Consider the following 14,945-nt stretch of genomic DNA (forward strand, 5'->3'; position numbering starts at 1 on the left):
GCCGCACAACGACAAAAACAGCAACGAGAACCGGAGGGCCTGAATGCTTGCCGCGAACTCCCGAGCCCATGTCGACTGCGTCAGCCGGGTGCTGAAAAACGCCGATCGCCTGCCCCAGGCGCCGGTGCCGCCGCTGATCCTCGACTCCTGGCGCCGCTCCATGGACCTGTATCGCCTCGATCCAGGCTCGCAGCAGGGGCCACGTATCCTTTCCCAAAGCCTGCTCAACGAATGCCGCGAACGCGCCGAGCTGTTCTTGCGCATCGCCAGCGATGCGGTGGCGCGGCTGCATGAACGGGTGCGCGGCGCCGACTATTGCGTACTGCTTACCGATGCCCAAGGGCAGACCATCGATTACCGGGTCGAGTCGGCCATCCGCAACGACTGCCGCAAGGCCGGGCTGTACCTCGGCACGTGCTGGTCGGAGGGCGAGGAGGGCACCTGTGGGGTGGCGGCGGTGCTGACCAGCAAGGCGCCGGTCACGGTGCACAAGCGCGATCACTTTCGCGCCGCCTTCATCGGCCTGACCTGCACCGCGGCGCCGGTGTTCGACCCGCTCGGCGAGCTGCTTGGCGTGGTGGATGTGTCCGCCTTGCAGTCCCCGGATGATCGCCGCAGCCAGCACCTGATCCGGCAGTTGGTCGAGCAGACTGCGCGCGAGATCGAAAACGCGTTTTTCATGCACAGCGCCCAGGGCCATTGGGTCATGCGTGCGCATGGCACACCGGGCTACGTCGAGAGCCAGCCGGATTACCTGCTGGCCTGGGATGCCGACGGCCGTCTGCAGGCGCTCAACAGCCTGGCCCGCCAGCGGCTGGTGGAGCGCCTGGGCCGCTTGCCCGAGCATATCGGCGAATTGTTCGACCCGGGCCAACTGCGCTGCATCAACGAGGCCTCGGCGCAACGCCTGCCTGGCTGGGGCGAGCTGTATGGCCGGGTCAGCGCACCGCAACGGCGCCCGCAAGCGCAGCGGTTGCGCCAGGCGCAGGATGCGCGCATCGAGCAGCACTTGCGCCTGGCCACGCGGGTCAAGGACTGCAACCTGGCGGTGCTGGTGCAGGGTGAGACAGGCGCCGGCAAAGAGGTTTTCGCCCGTCAGTTGCACCAGCAAAGCCTGCGGCGTGAAGGGCCCTTCGTCACGCTGAACTGCGCAGCCATCCCCGAGAGCCTGATCGAGAGCGAGCTGTTCGGTTATGTGGCCGGGGCGTTCACCGGGGCTTCCAGCAAAGGCATGCAGGGGCTTTTGCAGCAGGCTGATGGCGGCACGTTGTTCCTCGACGAGATCGGCGACATGCCGCTGAATCTGCAGACCCGCCTGCTGCGTGTGCTGGCCGAGGGCGAGGTGGCGCCACTGGGGGCTGCGCGGCGTGAGCGGGTGGATATCCAGGTGATCTGCGCGACGCACCGGGATCTGGCGGCGATGGTGGCGGACGGGCGTTTTCGCGAGGACCTGTATTTCCGCCTGGCCAACGCCAGGTTCGAGTTACCGCCGCTGCGGGATCGGGAGGACCGGTTGGGGTTGGTTCATCAGTTGTTGGCCGAGGAAGCGGAGGCGTGCGGTGTCGAGGTGATGCTGGCGGATGATGCATTGCAGGCGCTGTTGCTGTATCGCTGGCCGGGCAACTTGCGCCAGCTTCGCCAGGTGTTGCGCTATGCCTGTGCGGTGAGTGAAGGCGGCTGGGTCACGCTTGAGGATTTGCCGCAGGAGGTGCGTGGCGATGCGTTGCCCTCTGGCGACCGTGGCCTTTCCAGCCCGGCGCGGCAGCTGTTGCTCGATGCCTTGATCCGGCATCGCTGGAAGCCGGCGGATGCGGCGCGGGCGTTGGGGATTTCGCGGGCGACGTTGTATCGGCGGGTGCATGAGCATCGTATCGAGATGCCGCGGATGAAAGGGTGAGATCTCATAGGCAACACACCCCTCAAGGCATGCACCTATCAGCATCACCTACTTCCTGCAGCCAATAAAAAACCCCGGAACAAGTCCGGGGTTTTCATCACATCACACTACACAATCACTCCTGGCTAGCCAGTTTGTGCTCGAGGTAATGAATGTTGACGCCGCCTTTGCAGAAACCTTCATCACGCACCAGGTCGCGGTGCAGTGGGATGTTGGTCTTGATGCCGTCGACGACGATCTCGTCCAGCGCATTGCGCATGCGCGCCATGGCTTCTTCGCGGTCCTTGCCGTAGGTGATCAGCTTGCCGATCAGCGAGTCGTAGTTCGGTGGAACCGAATAACCGCTGTACAGGTGCGAATCGACGCGAACGCCGTTGCCACCCGGTGCGTGGAAGTGCTTGACCGTGCCTGGGCTCGGGATGAACTTCTTCGGGTCTTCGGCGTTGATCCGGCACTCCAGGGAGTGACCACGGATCACCACGTCTTCCTGGCGGAACGACAGCTTGTTGCCAGCGGCGATGCTCAGCATCTCCTTGACGATGTCGATGCCAGTGACCATTTCCGACACCGGATGCTCAACCTGTACGCGGGTGTTCATCTCGATGAAGTAGAAGTTGCCGTTCTCGTACAGGAACTCGAAAGTACCCGCACCGCGGTAGCCGATTTCGATGCACGCATCGACGCAACGCTTGAAGACTTCCTGACGGGCCTTCTCGTCGATGCCCGGTGCCGGCGCTTCTTCCAGTACCTTCTGGTGACGGCGCTGCAGCGAGCAGTCACGGTCGCCCAGGTGGATGGCGTTGCCCTGGCCGTCGGACAGTACCTGAACTTCCACGTGACGTGGGTTGGTCAGGAACTTCTCCAGGTAGACCATCGGGTTGCCAAACGCAGCACCGGCTTCGGTACGGGTCAGCTTGGCCGAGGAAATCAGGTCCTCTTCCTTGTGCACCACACGCATGCCGCGACCACCACCGCCACCGGCGGCCTTGATGATCACCGGGTAGCCGACGTCACGGGCGATTGCCAGGGCGACTTCTTCGTCTTCCGGCAGCGGGCCATCAGAGCCCGGTACGGTCGGAACGCCCGACTTGATCATCGCGTCCTTGGCCGAAACCTTGTCGCCCATCAGGCGAATGGTGTCAGCTTTCGGGCCGATGAAGGCGAAACCGGATTTTTCTACCTGCTCGGCAAAGTCGGCGTTTTCAGCCAGGAAGCCGTAGCCCGGGTGGATCGCGGTGGCGCCAGTGACTTCGGCGGCAGCGATGATCGCCGGGATGTGCAGGTAGGAACCTTTGGAGGGCGCAGGACCGATGCAGACCGACTCGTCTGCAAGACCCAGGTGCATCAGTTCGCGGTCAGCCGTGGAGTGCACGGCGACGGTCTTGATGCCCAGCTCTTTGCAGGCACGCAGGATCCGCAGGGCAATTTCCCCGCGGTTGGCGATCAGGACTTTTTCGAGCTTCGCAGACATCGTTGGCTCTCCGCGGTTCAAACGATGGTGAACAGCGGCTGGTCAAACTCAACCGGCTGGCCGTCTTCTACCAGGATGGCGTCGATGACACCGCCGAACTCGGCTTCGATGTGGTTCATCATCTTCATGGCTTCGACGATGCACAGGGTGTCGCCCTTTTTCACCGACTGGCCAACTTCAGCGAAGTTCGGCGAGGTTGGCGATGGTTTGCGGTAGAAGGTACCAACCATCGGCGAACGCACCACGGTGCCTTTCAGGGCCGGGGCAGCGGCTTCGGCGACCGGGGCAGCAGCAGCGGCAGCGGCCGGGGCAGCTACAGGTGCGGCAGCCATCGGGGCCGGTGCGTAGAACTGCTGAGCTGCTGGGGTCTTGCTGTGACGGCTGATACGGACCGACTCTTCGCCTTCCTTGATCTCCAGTTCGTCGATGCCAGACTCTTCCAGCAGTTCGATCAGTTTCTTGACTTTACGGATATCCATTAATCATCAACTCCCAAGGTTCGGTCAGGGGGCGTAATTGAAAACGTGTCTAGAACGTTTCTCTCAAACCCCGGCCCACTTAGGCCAGGGTCTCTGTCATCAGGGCTGTGCGTTGGCAGCCAGTTGTTCCAGCGCGGACTCCAGGGCCATGCGATAACCGCTGGCGCCCAGGCCGCAAATCACCCCTACGGCCACATCGGAAAAGTAGGAGTGGTGGCGGAACGCTTCGCGTTTGTGCACGTTGGACAGGTGCACTTCGATGAATGGGATGCTCACCGCAAGCAATGCGTCACGTAATGCGACACTTGTGTGGGTGAAAGCAGCCGGATTGATCAGGATGAAGTCCACACCCTCGTTGCGTGCGGCGTGAATACGGTCGATCAGTTCGTATTCGGCATTGCTCTGCAGGTATTGCAGATGGTGGCCTGCGGCGCGGGCACGTTGCTCCAGGTCCTGGTTGATCTGGGCCAGGGTCACGGCGCCGTAGTGGCCCGGCTCGCGGGTACCGAGCAGGTTGAGGTTGGGGCCGTGAAGCACCAGTAGCGTAGCCATCTGCGGATTCCTTGGATTTGTAGGGCAATTCGACACAGCGCGGCGAGTGTGCCGCAAAGCGACGGCAAGTGTCCAGTTCCCGGCAATAGCCAGCACGATGTCCGAGATTCGCGCGAAGTATGTGACCGGATGATTAAATCCGGTCACTGTGCAGAGGATTTTCTGCGGCCCGCCGGAAGTTATAGACCGAGTTTGCCGCGCACGCGCGCCAGAACCTCGGCAAAATCGCCGGCGTTTATCTCGCCAATGACCCGATCGCTGGTCATTTCGCTGCCGTTCGCTGCAAAGAACAGCAGCGCGGGCGGGCCGAACAGTTGGTAGCGATCGAGCAGGGTGCGCTGCTCGGCATTGCTGTCGGTGATGTCGAAGCGCAGCAGCTTGAACGCGCCCAGCTGCGCTTGGACCTGCGCGGCGTTGAGCACTTCGTGCTCGATCACCTTGCAGCTGATGCACCAGTCGGCGTACCAGTCGAGCAGCACCGGCTGGCCGGCGGCCTTGGCCTGGGCCAGGGCGGCGTCCAGCGCGGCGGGGGTAGTGATGGTCTGCCAGGCATCTGCGGGGGCGGTAGGGCCAGCACTGCCAGCAGCCACGCCGGGCGCCGGCAAGGGGCGCAGCGGGTCGCCCTGGCCATTGAGCGCCCCGTACCAGCAGGCCAGGGCGTACACCAGCAAGGCCAGGCCCAGCAGTTGTGCCAGGCGCTGGCGCGGGGTTTTGATAACGAACTCCACGGCGCCGAGGAACACCGCCACACCGCCGGCCAGGAAGCCGACCAGCAGCAAGGTCAGCGGCCCGGGCAGTACGCGGCTGAGCAGGCCGATGGCCAGGCCCAGCAGCAGCACACCGATGGCGTTTTTCACCGTGTTCAGCCACGGGCCGCTCTTCGGCAGCCAGGCCGCGCCGCCGGTGGCCACCAGCAGCAGCGGCGCACCCATGCCAAGGCCCAGGGCGAACAGCTTGAGCGCACCGCCCAAGGCATCACCACTGGCGCTGATATAGAGCAGGGCACCGGCCAGCGGTGCCGACACACAGGGCGACACCAGCAGGCTGGAAAGTACGCCCAGCACCGCTGCGCCGAGCAACGAGCCACCCTTGGTGCGGCTGGCGACGTTGTCGAGGCGGTTGCTCAAGGCTTGCGGCAGCTTGAGCTCGAACAGGCCGAACATGGCCAGGGCGAACACCACGAAAAACAGCGCGAAGGGCACCAGCAGCCAAGCTGACTGCAGGCGCGCCTGCAGGTTGAGGCCGGCACCGAACAGGCCCATCAGCGCGCCCAGTGCCGCGAAGCTGACCGCCATCGGCAGGATGTACGCCAGTGACAGCGCCAGCCCGCGCAGCCCACCGACCTGGCCGCGCAGGACCACGCCCGAGAGAATCGGCAGCATCGGCAGTACGCAGGGGGTGAAGGTCAGGCCGACGCCGGCGATGAAGAACAGCAACAGCGATTTCCAGTTCCAGCCCTGTTCACCGGCCGCCGGCGCAACAGCGGCGGCACCGCCTTCGCCGTCGATGCTCAGGCGCTCGGTTTCCGGCGGGTAGCACAGGCCCTTGTCGGCGCACCCCTGGTAACCCACCAACAGGGTAAACGCGCGTGAGTCGGTGCGGGGTAGTTCGATGTCGAGCACACCGTGATACACCTCGACGTCACCGAAGAATTCGTCGTGCTTGGCTTCGCCCTTGGGGATGTTGGGCGTGCCCAGGGCCACGTCGGCCGGTTCCGTGCGGAACTGGAAACGGTGGCGGTAAAGGTAGTAGCCGTCGGTGGCGACGAAGCGCAGTTTGATGTGCTGGGCGTCGGCCTGGATCAGGCTGAGCTTGAATGCTTCGTGAACGGGCAGGAAATCTGCGGCGTTGGACAAGGAAGCGGCGCCGAGGGTGGCGCTTGGGCGGTTGTCGAGCAGGCCCGTAGCGAAGGCAGGGCTGGCCAGCAGCAGGAACAGCAGGAGAAACAGGCGGCGCATGGCGGACTCGCGAGGTGGAACGTGCTGGGCATGATAACGGAGTTGGTCTGGATTTGGCGTGTGGCGTCTGGGCGAGCGACACATGGCCGCTGTTGCTTGTATCGCCTGTACCGGCCCCACAGGCAGACGATCAGACCCTGAACGCACGCACAGCCGTGCTCAGCTCGCTGCCCAGGTTCAGCAATTGCTCGCCTTGCTCGCGCCCCTCGCCAATGCGCTGCAAATTGTCCTCACCCAACGCATGAATCCGCTCGCTATGGTCGCGAATCTCGCTCACCGCGCCGCTCTGCTGAGCCGTGACATCGGCAATGCGCACTGCGGTATCGGCAATGGTGCCAATGGCGCGGACAATTTCGTCCAGCGCGCCGTCAGCGGCCTGGGCCTGGCTGGCAGTGGCCTCGGCATGTTCGAGTTGCGCCCGCATGCCCGCCACCGAGCCCTTGGCCGCCTGCTGCAAGCGGTCGATCAGCGCCTGGATCTCGCCCGTCGCACCGGTGGTGCGTTGTGCCAGGGAGCGCACTTCGTCAGCCACCACGGCAAAGCCGCGGCCCATTTCGCCGGCGCGCGCAGCTTCGATCGCGGCGTTGAGGGCCAGCAGGTTGGTCTGCTCGGCAATCGAGCGAATCACCGTCAACACACCACCAATGGTGGCAGACTCTTCGGCCAACTGTTCGATCATGCGGGCATTGCCCTGCACCTCGTCGACCAGCTCACGCAAACCGGACAAGCTCTGGCCGATCACCGCCTGGCCGCGTTCCACCGCACGCCCCGCATCATGGCTGGCGTCGGCGGCGGCGCTGGCATCGCCGGCCACTTGCTGGATGGTGGCCTCCAGTTCAGCGAGCGCGTCGCGGATCTGCCCCGTATCGCCGGCCTGGCGCTCGGCCCCGTCGTGCAGGGCGGCACTCATGCCGGCCAGGGCGTGGCTGCTGCCGGCCACCTGCTCGGCGTTGTGGCGCAGGGTGCCGACCAGGGCCACGAGGTACTGGCGCAGGCGGTTGAGCGATTCCTGTATGTCGTGCAGCTCGCGGTTGGTCTTGCCCAGGGCGATGGGTTCGGCGAAATCGCCCTCGGCCCATTGCGAGAGGGCCGGAGCCAGGCTGGTCAGGGTTCGCGCCAAGCGCCGCTGCAGGGTGTCGATGAGCAGGGCGATCAGCAGGATCAGGCCGATCATCAGGCCTTGGCTGATACGCACTTCGGCGGCGATCCGGGCATGCTCGCCGCGGACCTGCGGCTCAAGCCCGGCGATGGCCTGTTGCACCGCTTCCAGGCGCTGGCCCGCGCTGGCGGCCAGGGCGGCGCGGCGTTCGATCTGCTCGCGGGTGCGTTGCAGTTCGGCCGGGTAGCGATTGAGCAGGCTTAGCAGTTCGCGCTTGAGGCCGACGGCGATGTCTTCCTGCTGCTCGCTGGCTTGGGTCTGCAGGCCCATCATGGCGGCGAAATCGTCGGCATTGGACTCGGCCGCTCGGGTCACGCCAAGCAACGGCAGGCTGTCGATGGCCTGGGCCTGGGCGCGGATCAGTTGCAGTTCGCGCTCCACTTCATCGGCCAGTTCAGGGCGGCCACTGCTGACCAGCTTGTCGCGGGCCAGCGACAGGCGCCCGAGGTGCACGGTGGCGTCGAGTAGCGGCAGCAGGTAGCGGTCGGCCTCGGCACTGCTGCTGTCCCGGGCGTAGCCGGCCAACTGTTCGAAGTTGGCCCCCAGTTCGCGCTCGGCCTGCAACAGCAGCGCTTGCGGGTCACCGGCCAGCTTGCCGGCCGCCAGCAGTTCGTCGGCGGTAAAGGCCTGCAGGCTGTCGAGGCTGGGGCGCAGTGTGCCGGCCAACGCCTCGGGCCATTCGGCCAAAGCCGCTTGCAACTGCTGGTTGGCCTCCATGGCGGCGGCGTGGCGCAAGGCGTCACCGCTGCCCAGGTAGGCCTGGATGTTGCGCGCAGCCTGGTTCTGGAACTGCTGGGACAGGCCCAGGTAGCGCTCCATCATCTGATAGGGGCGCTCCAGGGCACGCTGCGACCACCACAGGGTCGCGCCCAGGGCGATGCAGACGGTCACCAGCAACAGGGTGTTGAAATTGGTCAGCCACTTCAGGCGCATAGCCGCGAACTTCCTGCGGGGAGTGGGAGAAGTAAGCGCCTGAAGTTATTGCGGTTTTGTTACGCAGTGATGACGGCTGGGGCTCGCTGTGAGAAATAGATGGCATTTGGCCTTTATCGGCCCCTGCAAAGGCCTAGGGTTCGACCCGCACCACGCAGTTACGCCCCGCATGCTTGGCCCGGTACAACGCCTCGTCAGCCGCACTGGCCATGGTCAGCGCATCCAGCTCATCGTCCAGTTGCACCACGCCTGCGCTGAACGTGCAGTTCAGGTCACGCGGCTGCGCCGGATAAAGAATTTCGGCAAACCGCCGCCGGATCTCGTCCAGCACCTTGTGCGCGGCATCCAGTGCGGTATTGGGCATGACGATGGCGAACTCTTCGCCACCATACCGGCCAATGAAATCGGTCTTGCGCAGCCGTTGCTTGAGGAACAGTGCCAGGCTCTTGATCACCCGGTCGCCCATCGGGTGCCCGTGGCGGTCGTTGATCTGCTTGAAACGGTCGATATCGAGCATGGCGAAGCTCAGCGGCTGCTGCTCGCGCCGGGCGCGGTAGCTACAGTCTTCGAGCAATTGCAGGATGTGGGTGTGGTTGTACAGCCCGGTGAGGCTGTCGCGGACCATGCGTGACTTGAGGTGGCGGGCTCGGGCGGCGCGGTTGCGCACGGTGGTGATCAGGTGGCGCGAGCGAAACGGCTTGGTCAGGAAGTCATCGCCGCCCTCGCTCATGGCATCGAGCTGCTTGTCCAGGTCGTCCTCGGCCGACAGGTAGATGATCGGCACACTGACGTAGCGGTCATTGTGGCGGATCACCTTGGCCAGCTCCGGGCCGGTGCAGGCCGGCATGTAGAGGTCGAGGATGATCAGGTCGGGCTGGAAGTCGGCCAGTTCCGCCATGGTGCGGATCGGGTCGGTCAGGCTGCGGGTGATCATGCCCGCGCTGGCGAGCACGCGCTCGGTGTGCAGGGCCTGGGTGCGCGAGTCGTCGATGATCAATACCCGCAACGGGTCGTGCGGGGTCGCGCTGGTCAGCAGTTCGACCTTTTCCAGCAGGCTGGAGGCTTCCAGCGTGCCGGTGAGGAACTCCTTGCCGCCGGCGCGCACCGCCGCCAGGCGGGTAGGGGTATCGGTTTCGTGATGGCTGAAGAACAGCAGCGGAATGGGCTGCGGCAAACCCTGCTGGGCCTGGGCCTGAGCTTGGGCTGCCAGGAGCAGGCCCTGGCCGCTACCGGTGAAGTCCACGTCCATGACGATGGCCGAAGGCGGGCATTCACTGAGCGATGCGTGGAAGGCATCGGCACTGAACAGGGGCTGCACGCCAAGGCCGAAGAACTCCAGCTGTTGGGCCAGGCGCTGGGCACGCTCGTGGTCCTGCAAAAGGATGTACACCGGCTTGCGCAGGGGCAGCGGCACCTGGTTGAGCGGGTCATCCTTGCGCAGGCCGGTACGCGACAGGTGCTGGGCGGGGCACTGCTGGCTCGGATCGACTGCTTGGCTCATGTCCTGGCTACTTTTGGGTGGGTGGTATGCAGGTTCGATGATGGCTCTATGCTAGCAGCTCTTTACCTTTGGGTGAGTGCCCTCCATCAACAAAGGGTTTAGAACGAATATTCAGTTACCGACCCACTGGTCGCTTATGCGTACGGCAGTGTCTGCTTTATAGTGCAGCGACGCGGGCTTGCCGTGGCACCCTGGCGCACGCCTGTGGTCAAAGCCCCTGAACCGTCGAGACTGATTAAGGACAATGCCATGCTGGACTGGAAAAACCGCGAGGCCAAAGCCGAACCCCGCGAGCGTGTTGATGGCCGTGGCGCCGCCGCCCGTAGCTACCTGGGCGGGCTCTGGAGCCGTGCTCTGGGTACCCTGATCGGCCTGTACCTGTTGGTCTGCATCGGCCTGGGTTGGTACTGGAGCCAGGAGCCGGAGCTGTTCCCGGTGCAGCAGAACGCCCAGACCGCGGCCGAGCGCAATGGCCAGCAGATGGTGGTCGGCTACACCACCATCGAAACCCTCAAGACTGTCGCCGGTACCCTGCTGAACAAGCCGGGCGGTTACATCTCCAACGACCGCTTCCCGCCGGGGCTGTGGATGGACAACATGCCGAGCTGGGAATACGGCGTGCTGGTTCAGGTCCGCGACCTGTCCCGTGCCCTGCGCAAGGACTTCGCCCGTTCGCAGTCGCAGTCCACCGAAGACGCCGACCTGGCCAAGGCCGAGCCGCGCTTCAACTTCGACAACAAGAGCTGGATCCTGCCGTCGAGCGAGTCGGAATTCGAAGAAGGCATCAAGTCGCTCAACCGCTACCAGACCCGCCTCGCCGCTGGCGACAAAGGCGCGATCTTCTACACCCGTGCCGACAACCTGAATAACTGGCTGGGCGATGTGGCCACCCGCCTGGGTTCGCTGTCGCAGCGCCTTTCGGCCAGCGTTGGCCGGGTCAAGCTCAACACCACCCTGAAGACCGAGTCGGTGCAACCTGGCCAGGCGCCGCAGGTTGACGAGGAGGTGGTCGAAACCCCATGGCTGCAGATCGACAACGTGTTCTATGAGGCCCGTGGTCAAGCCTGGGCGCTGTCTCACCTGCTGCGTGCCATCGAGGTCGACTTCGCCGACGTGCTGGCGAAGAAGAACGCCACCGTTAGCGTGCGCCAGATCATCCGTGAGCTGGAAGCCTCGCAGGAAGCGCTGTGGAGCCCGATGGTGCTGAATGGCAGCGGCTTTGGCATGTGGGCCAACCACTCGCTGGTCATGGCCAACTACATCTCCCGCGCCAACGCTGCGGTCATCGACCTGCGTCAGCTGCTGTCGCAGGGCTGATCGTGGTCATCAGCACCAAGGAGGCCGCCCACCGGGCGGCTTCCGACCGTGAGCTGGTCGCCTGGGTCGACGAGGCCGATCAGGTACTGGGTGCCCTGCCCAGGGCTGAGCTGCGTGAGCGCGGCCTGATCGGCCGTTGCACGTTCATCTTGCTGTTCAATGGCGCCGGTGAGTTGTGCGTGCACCGGCGTACTTTGAGCAAGGCGCTGTACCCTGGGTACTGGGATGTAGCTGCAGGCGGCATGGTGACGGCGGGCGAGGGGTATGCCGAATCGGCAGCCCGGGAATTGGCCGAAGAGCTGGGTGTCGATGGCGTTGCGTTGCGCTTTCATGAGCGCTTCTACTTCGACCAGCCTGATAACCGCTTGTGGTGTGCGGTGTATTCGGCGGTGTCCGATGCGCCTTTGCGCTTGCAGCCGGAGGAGGTGAGCGAGGCGCGGTTCATCAGCCTGGAGCAGGCCCAGGCAGAAAGCCTGGGCATGCCGTATTGCCCGGACTCGTTGGCGGCGTTGCAGCGGTATAGAGCCAGTCTGTAGGTGCGGGTTTAGCCGCAAGAGGCCGTCCCAGACACCTGCGTTTCATGGCAAGGGCTACGCCCTTGTTCGCGGGTAAACCCGCTCCTACACAAGCCCCCGATTTATCGTTACACTGCGCGCCCTTTTCGGGCTGCCGCAGGATCTTGCGGCAGTAGCGCCGCCCCTGCCAGAGTGGGGCTTCGCGGTCGGCTCCCGCCGACCAGTTTTTGTCCTCAGCACAGAGGAACAAAAGTGGCCAAGAAAGCTTCTTCCTTCGCCGCCCTTGGCGGTCTCGTTTACTCCACCGATGCCGGTCGGCACTGCCCCGACTGTGGCCAGCCGGTGGATGCCTGCACCTGCAAGCAGCACATCGTCCCCGAGGGGGATGGTATTGCCCGTGTGCGCCGTGAAAGCAAAGGCCGCGGTGGCAAGACCGTGACCACTGTCACCGGCGTGCCGCTGCCCCTCGATCAGCTCAAGGAGCTGGCCACCACGCTCAAGCGCCGCTGCGGTACTGGTGGCGCCTTGAAGGACGGGGTTATCGAGATTCAGGGCGACCATGTCGAGCTGTTGATCGGCGAGCTGACCAAACAGGGTTTCAAAGCTAAAAAGTCCGGCGGCTGAGGCCAGCGCGCGATTTTTTGCCCAGTGCTTTCTAAACTCGTTCCTGTTGGCAGGGTCAACCCCTGAACCGGACGAACCGTCATTTTCAGCTTTTACACTGCGCCGGCCCTTTTGTTGGGGCAGTGTCTTCGACTTATCTATAGGGGACTTGAATGTCCGTACGACGCACACGCAAAGACGATGGTAGCCAATGGACCGTGGCCGACAGCCGCAGTGTTTACGGCATCCGCCATTGGGGCGCTGGTTATTTCGCCATCAATGAAGCCGGGCGCGTCGAAGTGCGCCCCAATGGCCCCCAGAGCGCGCCGATCGACCTGTTCGAGCAGGTCGACGAGCTGCGCCAGAGCGGCCTGTCGTTGCCGTTGCTGGTGCGCTTCCCCGATATCCTGCAAGACCGCGTACGCCAGCTGACCGGTGCGTTCGACGCCAACATCGCGCGCCTGGAGTACCAGAGCCAGTACACCGCGCTGTACCCGATCAAGGTCAACCAGCAGGAAGCGGTGGTGGAAAACATCATCGCCACCCAGAATGTCTCGATCGGCCTTGAGGCCGGCTCCAAGCCTGAGCTGCTGGCGGTGCTGGCGCTGGCGCCGAAGGGCGGCACCATCGTCTGCAACGGTTACAAGGACCGCGAATTCATTCGCTTGGCGCTGATGGGCCAGAAGCTGGGCCACAACGTGTTCATCGTCATCGAGAAGGAGTCCGAGGTCGCCCTGGTGATCGAGGAGGCCGCCGAGCTGAAGGTGAAGCCGCAGGTGGGCTTGCGTGTGCGCCTGTCTTCGCTGGCTTCGAGCAAGTGGGCGGACACCGGTGGCGAGAAGTCCAAGTTCGGGTTGTCTGCCGCCCAGCTGATTTCGGTGGTGCAACGCTTCCGCGATGCCGGCCTGGACCAGGGCATCCGCCTGCTGCACTTCCACATGGGCTCGCAGATCGCCAACCTGGCCGACTACCAGCACGGCTTCAAGGAAGCCATCCGTTACTACGGCGAGCTGCGTGCGTTGGGCCTGCCGGTCGATCACATCGACGTCGGCGGTGGCCTGGGTGTGGACTACGACGGCACCCACTCGCGCAATGCCAGTTCCATCAACTACGACATGGATGACTACGCCGGCGTGGTGGTGGGCATGCTCAAGGAGTTCTGCGACGCGCAGGGCCTGCCGCACCCGCACATCTTCTCCGAGAGCGGCCGTTCGCTGACCGCGCACCACGCCATGCTGGTGATCCAGGTGACCGACGTCGAGAAACACAACGACGACGTGCCGACCATCGAGAACAAAGAGGCCCTGCCGCAGACCGTGCAGTGGCTGGCCGACCTGCTCGGCCCGACCGACATCGAGATGGTCACCGAGACTTACTGGCGCGCCACCCACTACATGGGTGACGTGGCGGCGCAGTATGCCGATGGCAAGATCAGCCTGGCCGAGAAGGCCCTGGCCGAGCAGTGCTACTTCGCCGTGTGCCGTCGCCTGCACAACTCGCTGAAGGCACGCCAGCGTTCGCACCGTCAGGTGCTGGACGAGCTCAACGACAAGCTGGCCGACAAGTACATCTGCAACTTCTCGGTGTTCCAGAGCCTGCCGGACACCTGGGCCATCGGCCAGGTGCTGCCGATCATCCCGCTGCATCGTCTGAATGAGGAGCCGCTGCGTCGTGCGGTGCTGCAAGACCTGACCTGTGACTCCGACGGCAAGATCAACCAGTACGTCGACGAGCAGAGCATCGAGACCAGCATGCCGGTGCATGCGCTCAATGAGGGTGAGGACTACCTGCTGGGCGTGTTCCTGGTCGGCGCCTACCAGGAGATCCTGGGCGACATGCACAACTTGTTTGGTGACACCGACTCGGTGAACATCTACCAGAACGCCGATGGCAGCGTGTACCACGCCGGTATCGAGACCCACGACACCATCGAAGACATGCTGCGTTACGTGCACTTGTCGCCGGAGGAGTTGATGACTCACTACCGCGACAAGGTGGCCAGCGCCAAGATCAGCGCGCGTGAGCGGACCCAGTACCTTGATGCCTTGCGCCTTGGGTTGACCCGCTCTTCGTACTTGTCTTCGTGATCGTTGGGGCCGCTTAGCGGCCTTGCGTCGCGAAATGAGGGCGAAGCCCTCACCGAGGTCACCCCCGGTCTTTACCTGCTGACATTGGCTGGGTGCAGAACGTCGGCATAGCTGGCAACGGGGTTACCATGATCGGGCACTACGCAAAGAAGATGATGTAAAAGCCGCAGCGCGTTACATCGTCGCCAATCCCATTCGTGCCGGTCTGGTGCAGCGTGCTGGCGAGTACTCACATTGGGATTGTGTGTGGCTGTAGGTCGGCAGGTGAGGGCGCAGCCCTCACCGAGGTCACACCCGGAAATGATCCATACATCGTCTACTGAATCACCATGACTACCTTTGAATGCAATATTCAAAGGAGTACGGCATGGACAGCCAAGGCAATCACCGTTTACGCATCGGCCGAGTCTCCGAACCCGGTCGTCTTTACCTGCTGACTGCTGTCACCCGCAGCCGCTATCCATTGTTTTGCA

Annotated in this window: 11 protein-coding genes and 2 pseudogenes; 7 read left to right on the forward strand and 6 right to left on the reverse strand. The window is 63.9% G+C overall.

Annotated elements, in window-relative coordinates:
* Positions 1-43: 43 nt before the first annotated feature.
* Positions 44-1,897, forward strand: a complete 1,854-nt coding sequence (locus HU770_RS25960; protein WP_186666303.1) for a sigma-54-dependent Fis family transcriptional regulator — start codon at positions 44-46, stop codon at positions 1,895-1,897.
* 115 nt (positions 1,898-2,012) lie between these two features.
* On the opposite strand, the gene accC is transcribed toward HU770_RS25960, so the two are convergent.
* The 6 genes from accC to HU770_RS25990 all read right to left on the reverse strand — a co-directional run bounded on the left by accC (position 2,013) and on the right by HU770_RS25990 (position 9,950).
* Positions 2,013-3,368: an acetyl-CoA carboxylase biotin carboxylase subunit gene (accC, locus tag HU770_RS25965; protein ID WP_033703398.1), complete on the reverse strand. Its 1,356-nt coding sequence runs from the start codon at positions 3,366-3,368 to the stop codon at positions 2,013-2,015.
* A gap of 17 nt (positions 3,369-3,385) precedes the next feature.
* Positions 3,386-3,847, reverse strand: a complete 462-nt coding sequence (accB, locus tag HU770_RS25970; protein ID WP_033703397.1) for an acetyl-CoA carboxylase biotin carboxyl carrier protein — start codon at positions 3,845-3,847, stop codon at positions 3,386-3,388.
* Between the two features lie 99 nt (positions 3,848-3,946).
* Positions 3,947-4,399, reverse strand: a complete 453-nt coding sequence (gene aroQ, locus HU770_RS25975) for a type II 3-dehydroquinate dehydratase (protein WP_186666305.1) — start codon at positions 4,397-4,399, stop codon at positions 3,947-3,949.
* Positions 4,400-4,578: 179 nt separating this feature from the next.
* The gene (locus HU770_RS25980; protein WP_186666307.1) at positions 4,579-6,357 is read right to left on the reverse strand and encodes a protein-disulfide reductase DsbD; all 1,779 of its coding nucleotides are present in this window, start codon (positions 6,355-6,357) and stop codon (positions 4,579-4,581) included.
* Positions 6,358-6,487: 130 nt separating this feature from the next.
* Positions 6,488-8,449, reverse strand: a complete 1,962-nt coding sequence (locus tag HU770_RS25985; protein ID WP_186666309.1) for a methyl-accepting chemotaxis protein — start codon at positions 8,447-8,449, stop codon at positions 6,488-6,490.
* 133 nt (positions 8,450-8,582) lie between these two features.
* Complete coding sequence (locus tag HU770_RS25990; protein WP_186666318.1) at positions 8,583-9,950, reverse strand: diguanylate cyclase; 1,368 nt, start codon at positions 9,948-9,950, stop codon at positions 8,583-8,585.
* Between the two features lie 249 nt (positions 9,951-10,199).
* On the opposite strand from HU770_RS25990, the gene HU770_RS25995 reads away from it, so the two are divergent.
* From HU770_RS25995 to HU770_RS27190, 6 genes and pseudogenes are all read left to right on the forward strand, one after another.
* Positions 10,200-11,267, forward strand: a complete 1,068-nt coding sequence (locus HU770_RS25995; protein WP_033703391.1) for a DUF2333 family protein — start codon at positions 10,200-10,202, stop codon at positions 11,265-11,267.
* A 2-nt stretch (positions 11,268-11,269) separates the two neighbouring features.
* Complete coding sequence (locus HU770_RS26000; RefSeq protein ID WP_033703390.1) at positions 11,270-11,803, forward strand: NUDIX hydrolase; 534 nt, start codon at positions 11,270-11,272, stop codon at positions 11,801-11,803.
* Positions 11,804-12,034: 231 nt separating this feature from the next.
* Complete coding sequence (locus HU770_RS26005; protein ID WP_186666320.1) at positions 12,035-12,406, forward strand: translation initiation factor Sui1; 372 nt, start codon at positions 12,035-12,037, stop codon at positions 12,404-12,406.
* A gap of 152 nt (positions 12,407-12,558) precedes the next feature.
* Positions 12,559-14,472, forward strand: a complete 1,914-nt coding sequence (speA, locus tag HU770_RS26010) for an arginine decarboxylase (protein ID WP_033703387.1) — start codon at positions 12,559-12,561, stop codon at positions 14,470-14,472.
* Positions 14,473-14,569: 97 nt separating this feature from the next.
* Positions 14,570-14,728, forward strand: a pseudogene (locus HU770_RS27185) (transposase); the annotation flags it as partial.
* Between the two features lie 111 nt (positions 14,729-14,839).
* Positions 14,840-14,945: pseudogene (locus HU770_RS27190) on the forward strand (transposase); the annotation flags it as partial.

Origin of the sequence: Pseudomonas sp. SWRI68, from assembly GCF_014269165.1 — a bacterium.
Taxonomy (GTDB): Bacteria; Pseudomonadota; Gammaproteobacteria; order Pseudomonadales; family Pseudomonadaceae; genus Aquipseudomonas; species Aquipseudomonas capeferrum.

Coding starts and splice junctions, on each gene's coding strand:
- aroQ (WP_186666305.1), bottom strand. CDS start 4,399: ATGGCTACGCTACTGGTGCTTCACGGCCCCAACCTCAACCTGCTCGGT.
- HU770_RS25995 (WP_033703391.1), top strand. CDS start 10,200: ATGCTGGACTGGAAAAACCGCGAGGCCAAAGCCGAACCCCGCGAGCGT.
- HU770_RS25980 (WP_186666307.1), bottom strand. CDS start 6,357: ATGCGCCGCCTGTTTCTCCTGCTGTTCCTGCTGCTGGCCAGCCCTGCC.
- HU770_RS25990 (WP_186666318.1), bottom strand. CDS start 9,950: ATGAGCCAAGCAGTCGATCCGAGCCAGCAGTGCCCCGCCCAGCACCTG.
- HU770_RS25960 (WP_186666303.1), top strand. CDS start 44: ATGCTTGCCGCGAACTCCCGAGCCCATGTCGACTGCGTCAGCCGGGTG.
- HU770_RS25985 (WP_186666309.1), bottom strand. CDS start 8,449: ATGCGCCTGAAGTGGCTGACCAATTTCAACACCCTGTTGCTGGTGACC.
- speA (WP_033703387.1), top strand. CDS start 12,559: ATGTCCGTACGACGCACACGCAAAGACGATGGTAGCCAATGGACCGTG.
- accC (WP_033703398.1), bottom strand. CDS start 3,368: ATGTCTGCGAAGCTCGAAAAAGTCCTGATCGCCAACCGCGGGGAAATT.
- accB (WP_033703397.1), bottom strand. CDS start 3,847: ATGGATATCCGTAAAGTCAAGAAACTGATCGAACTGCTGGAAGAGTCT.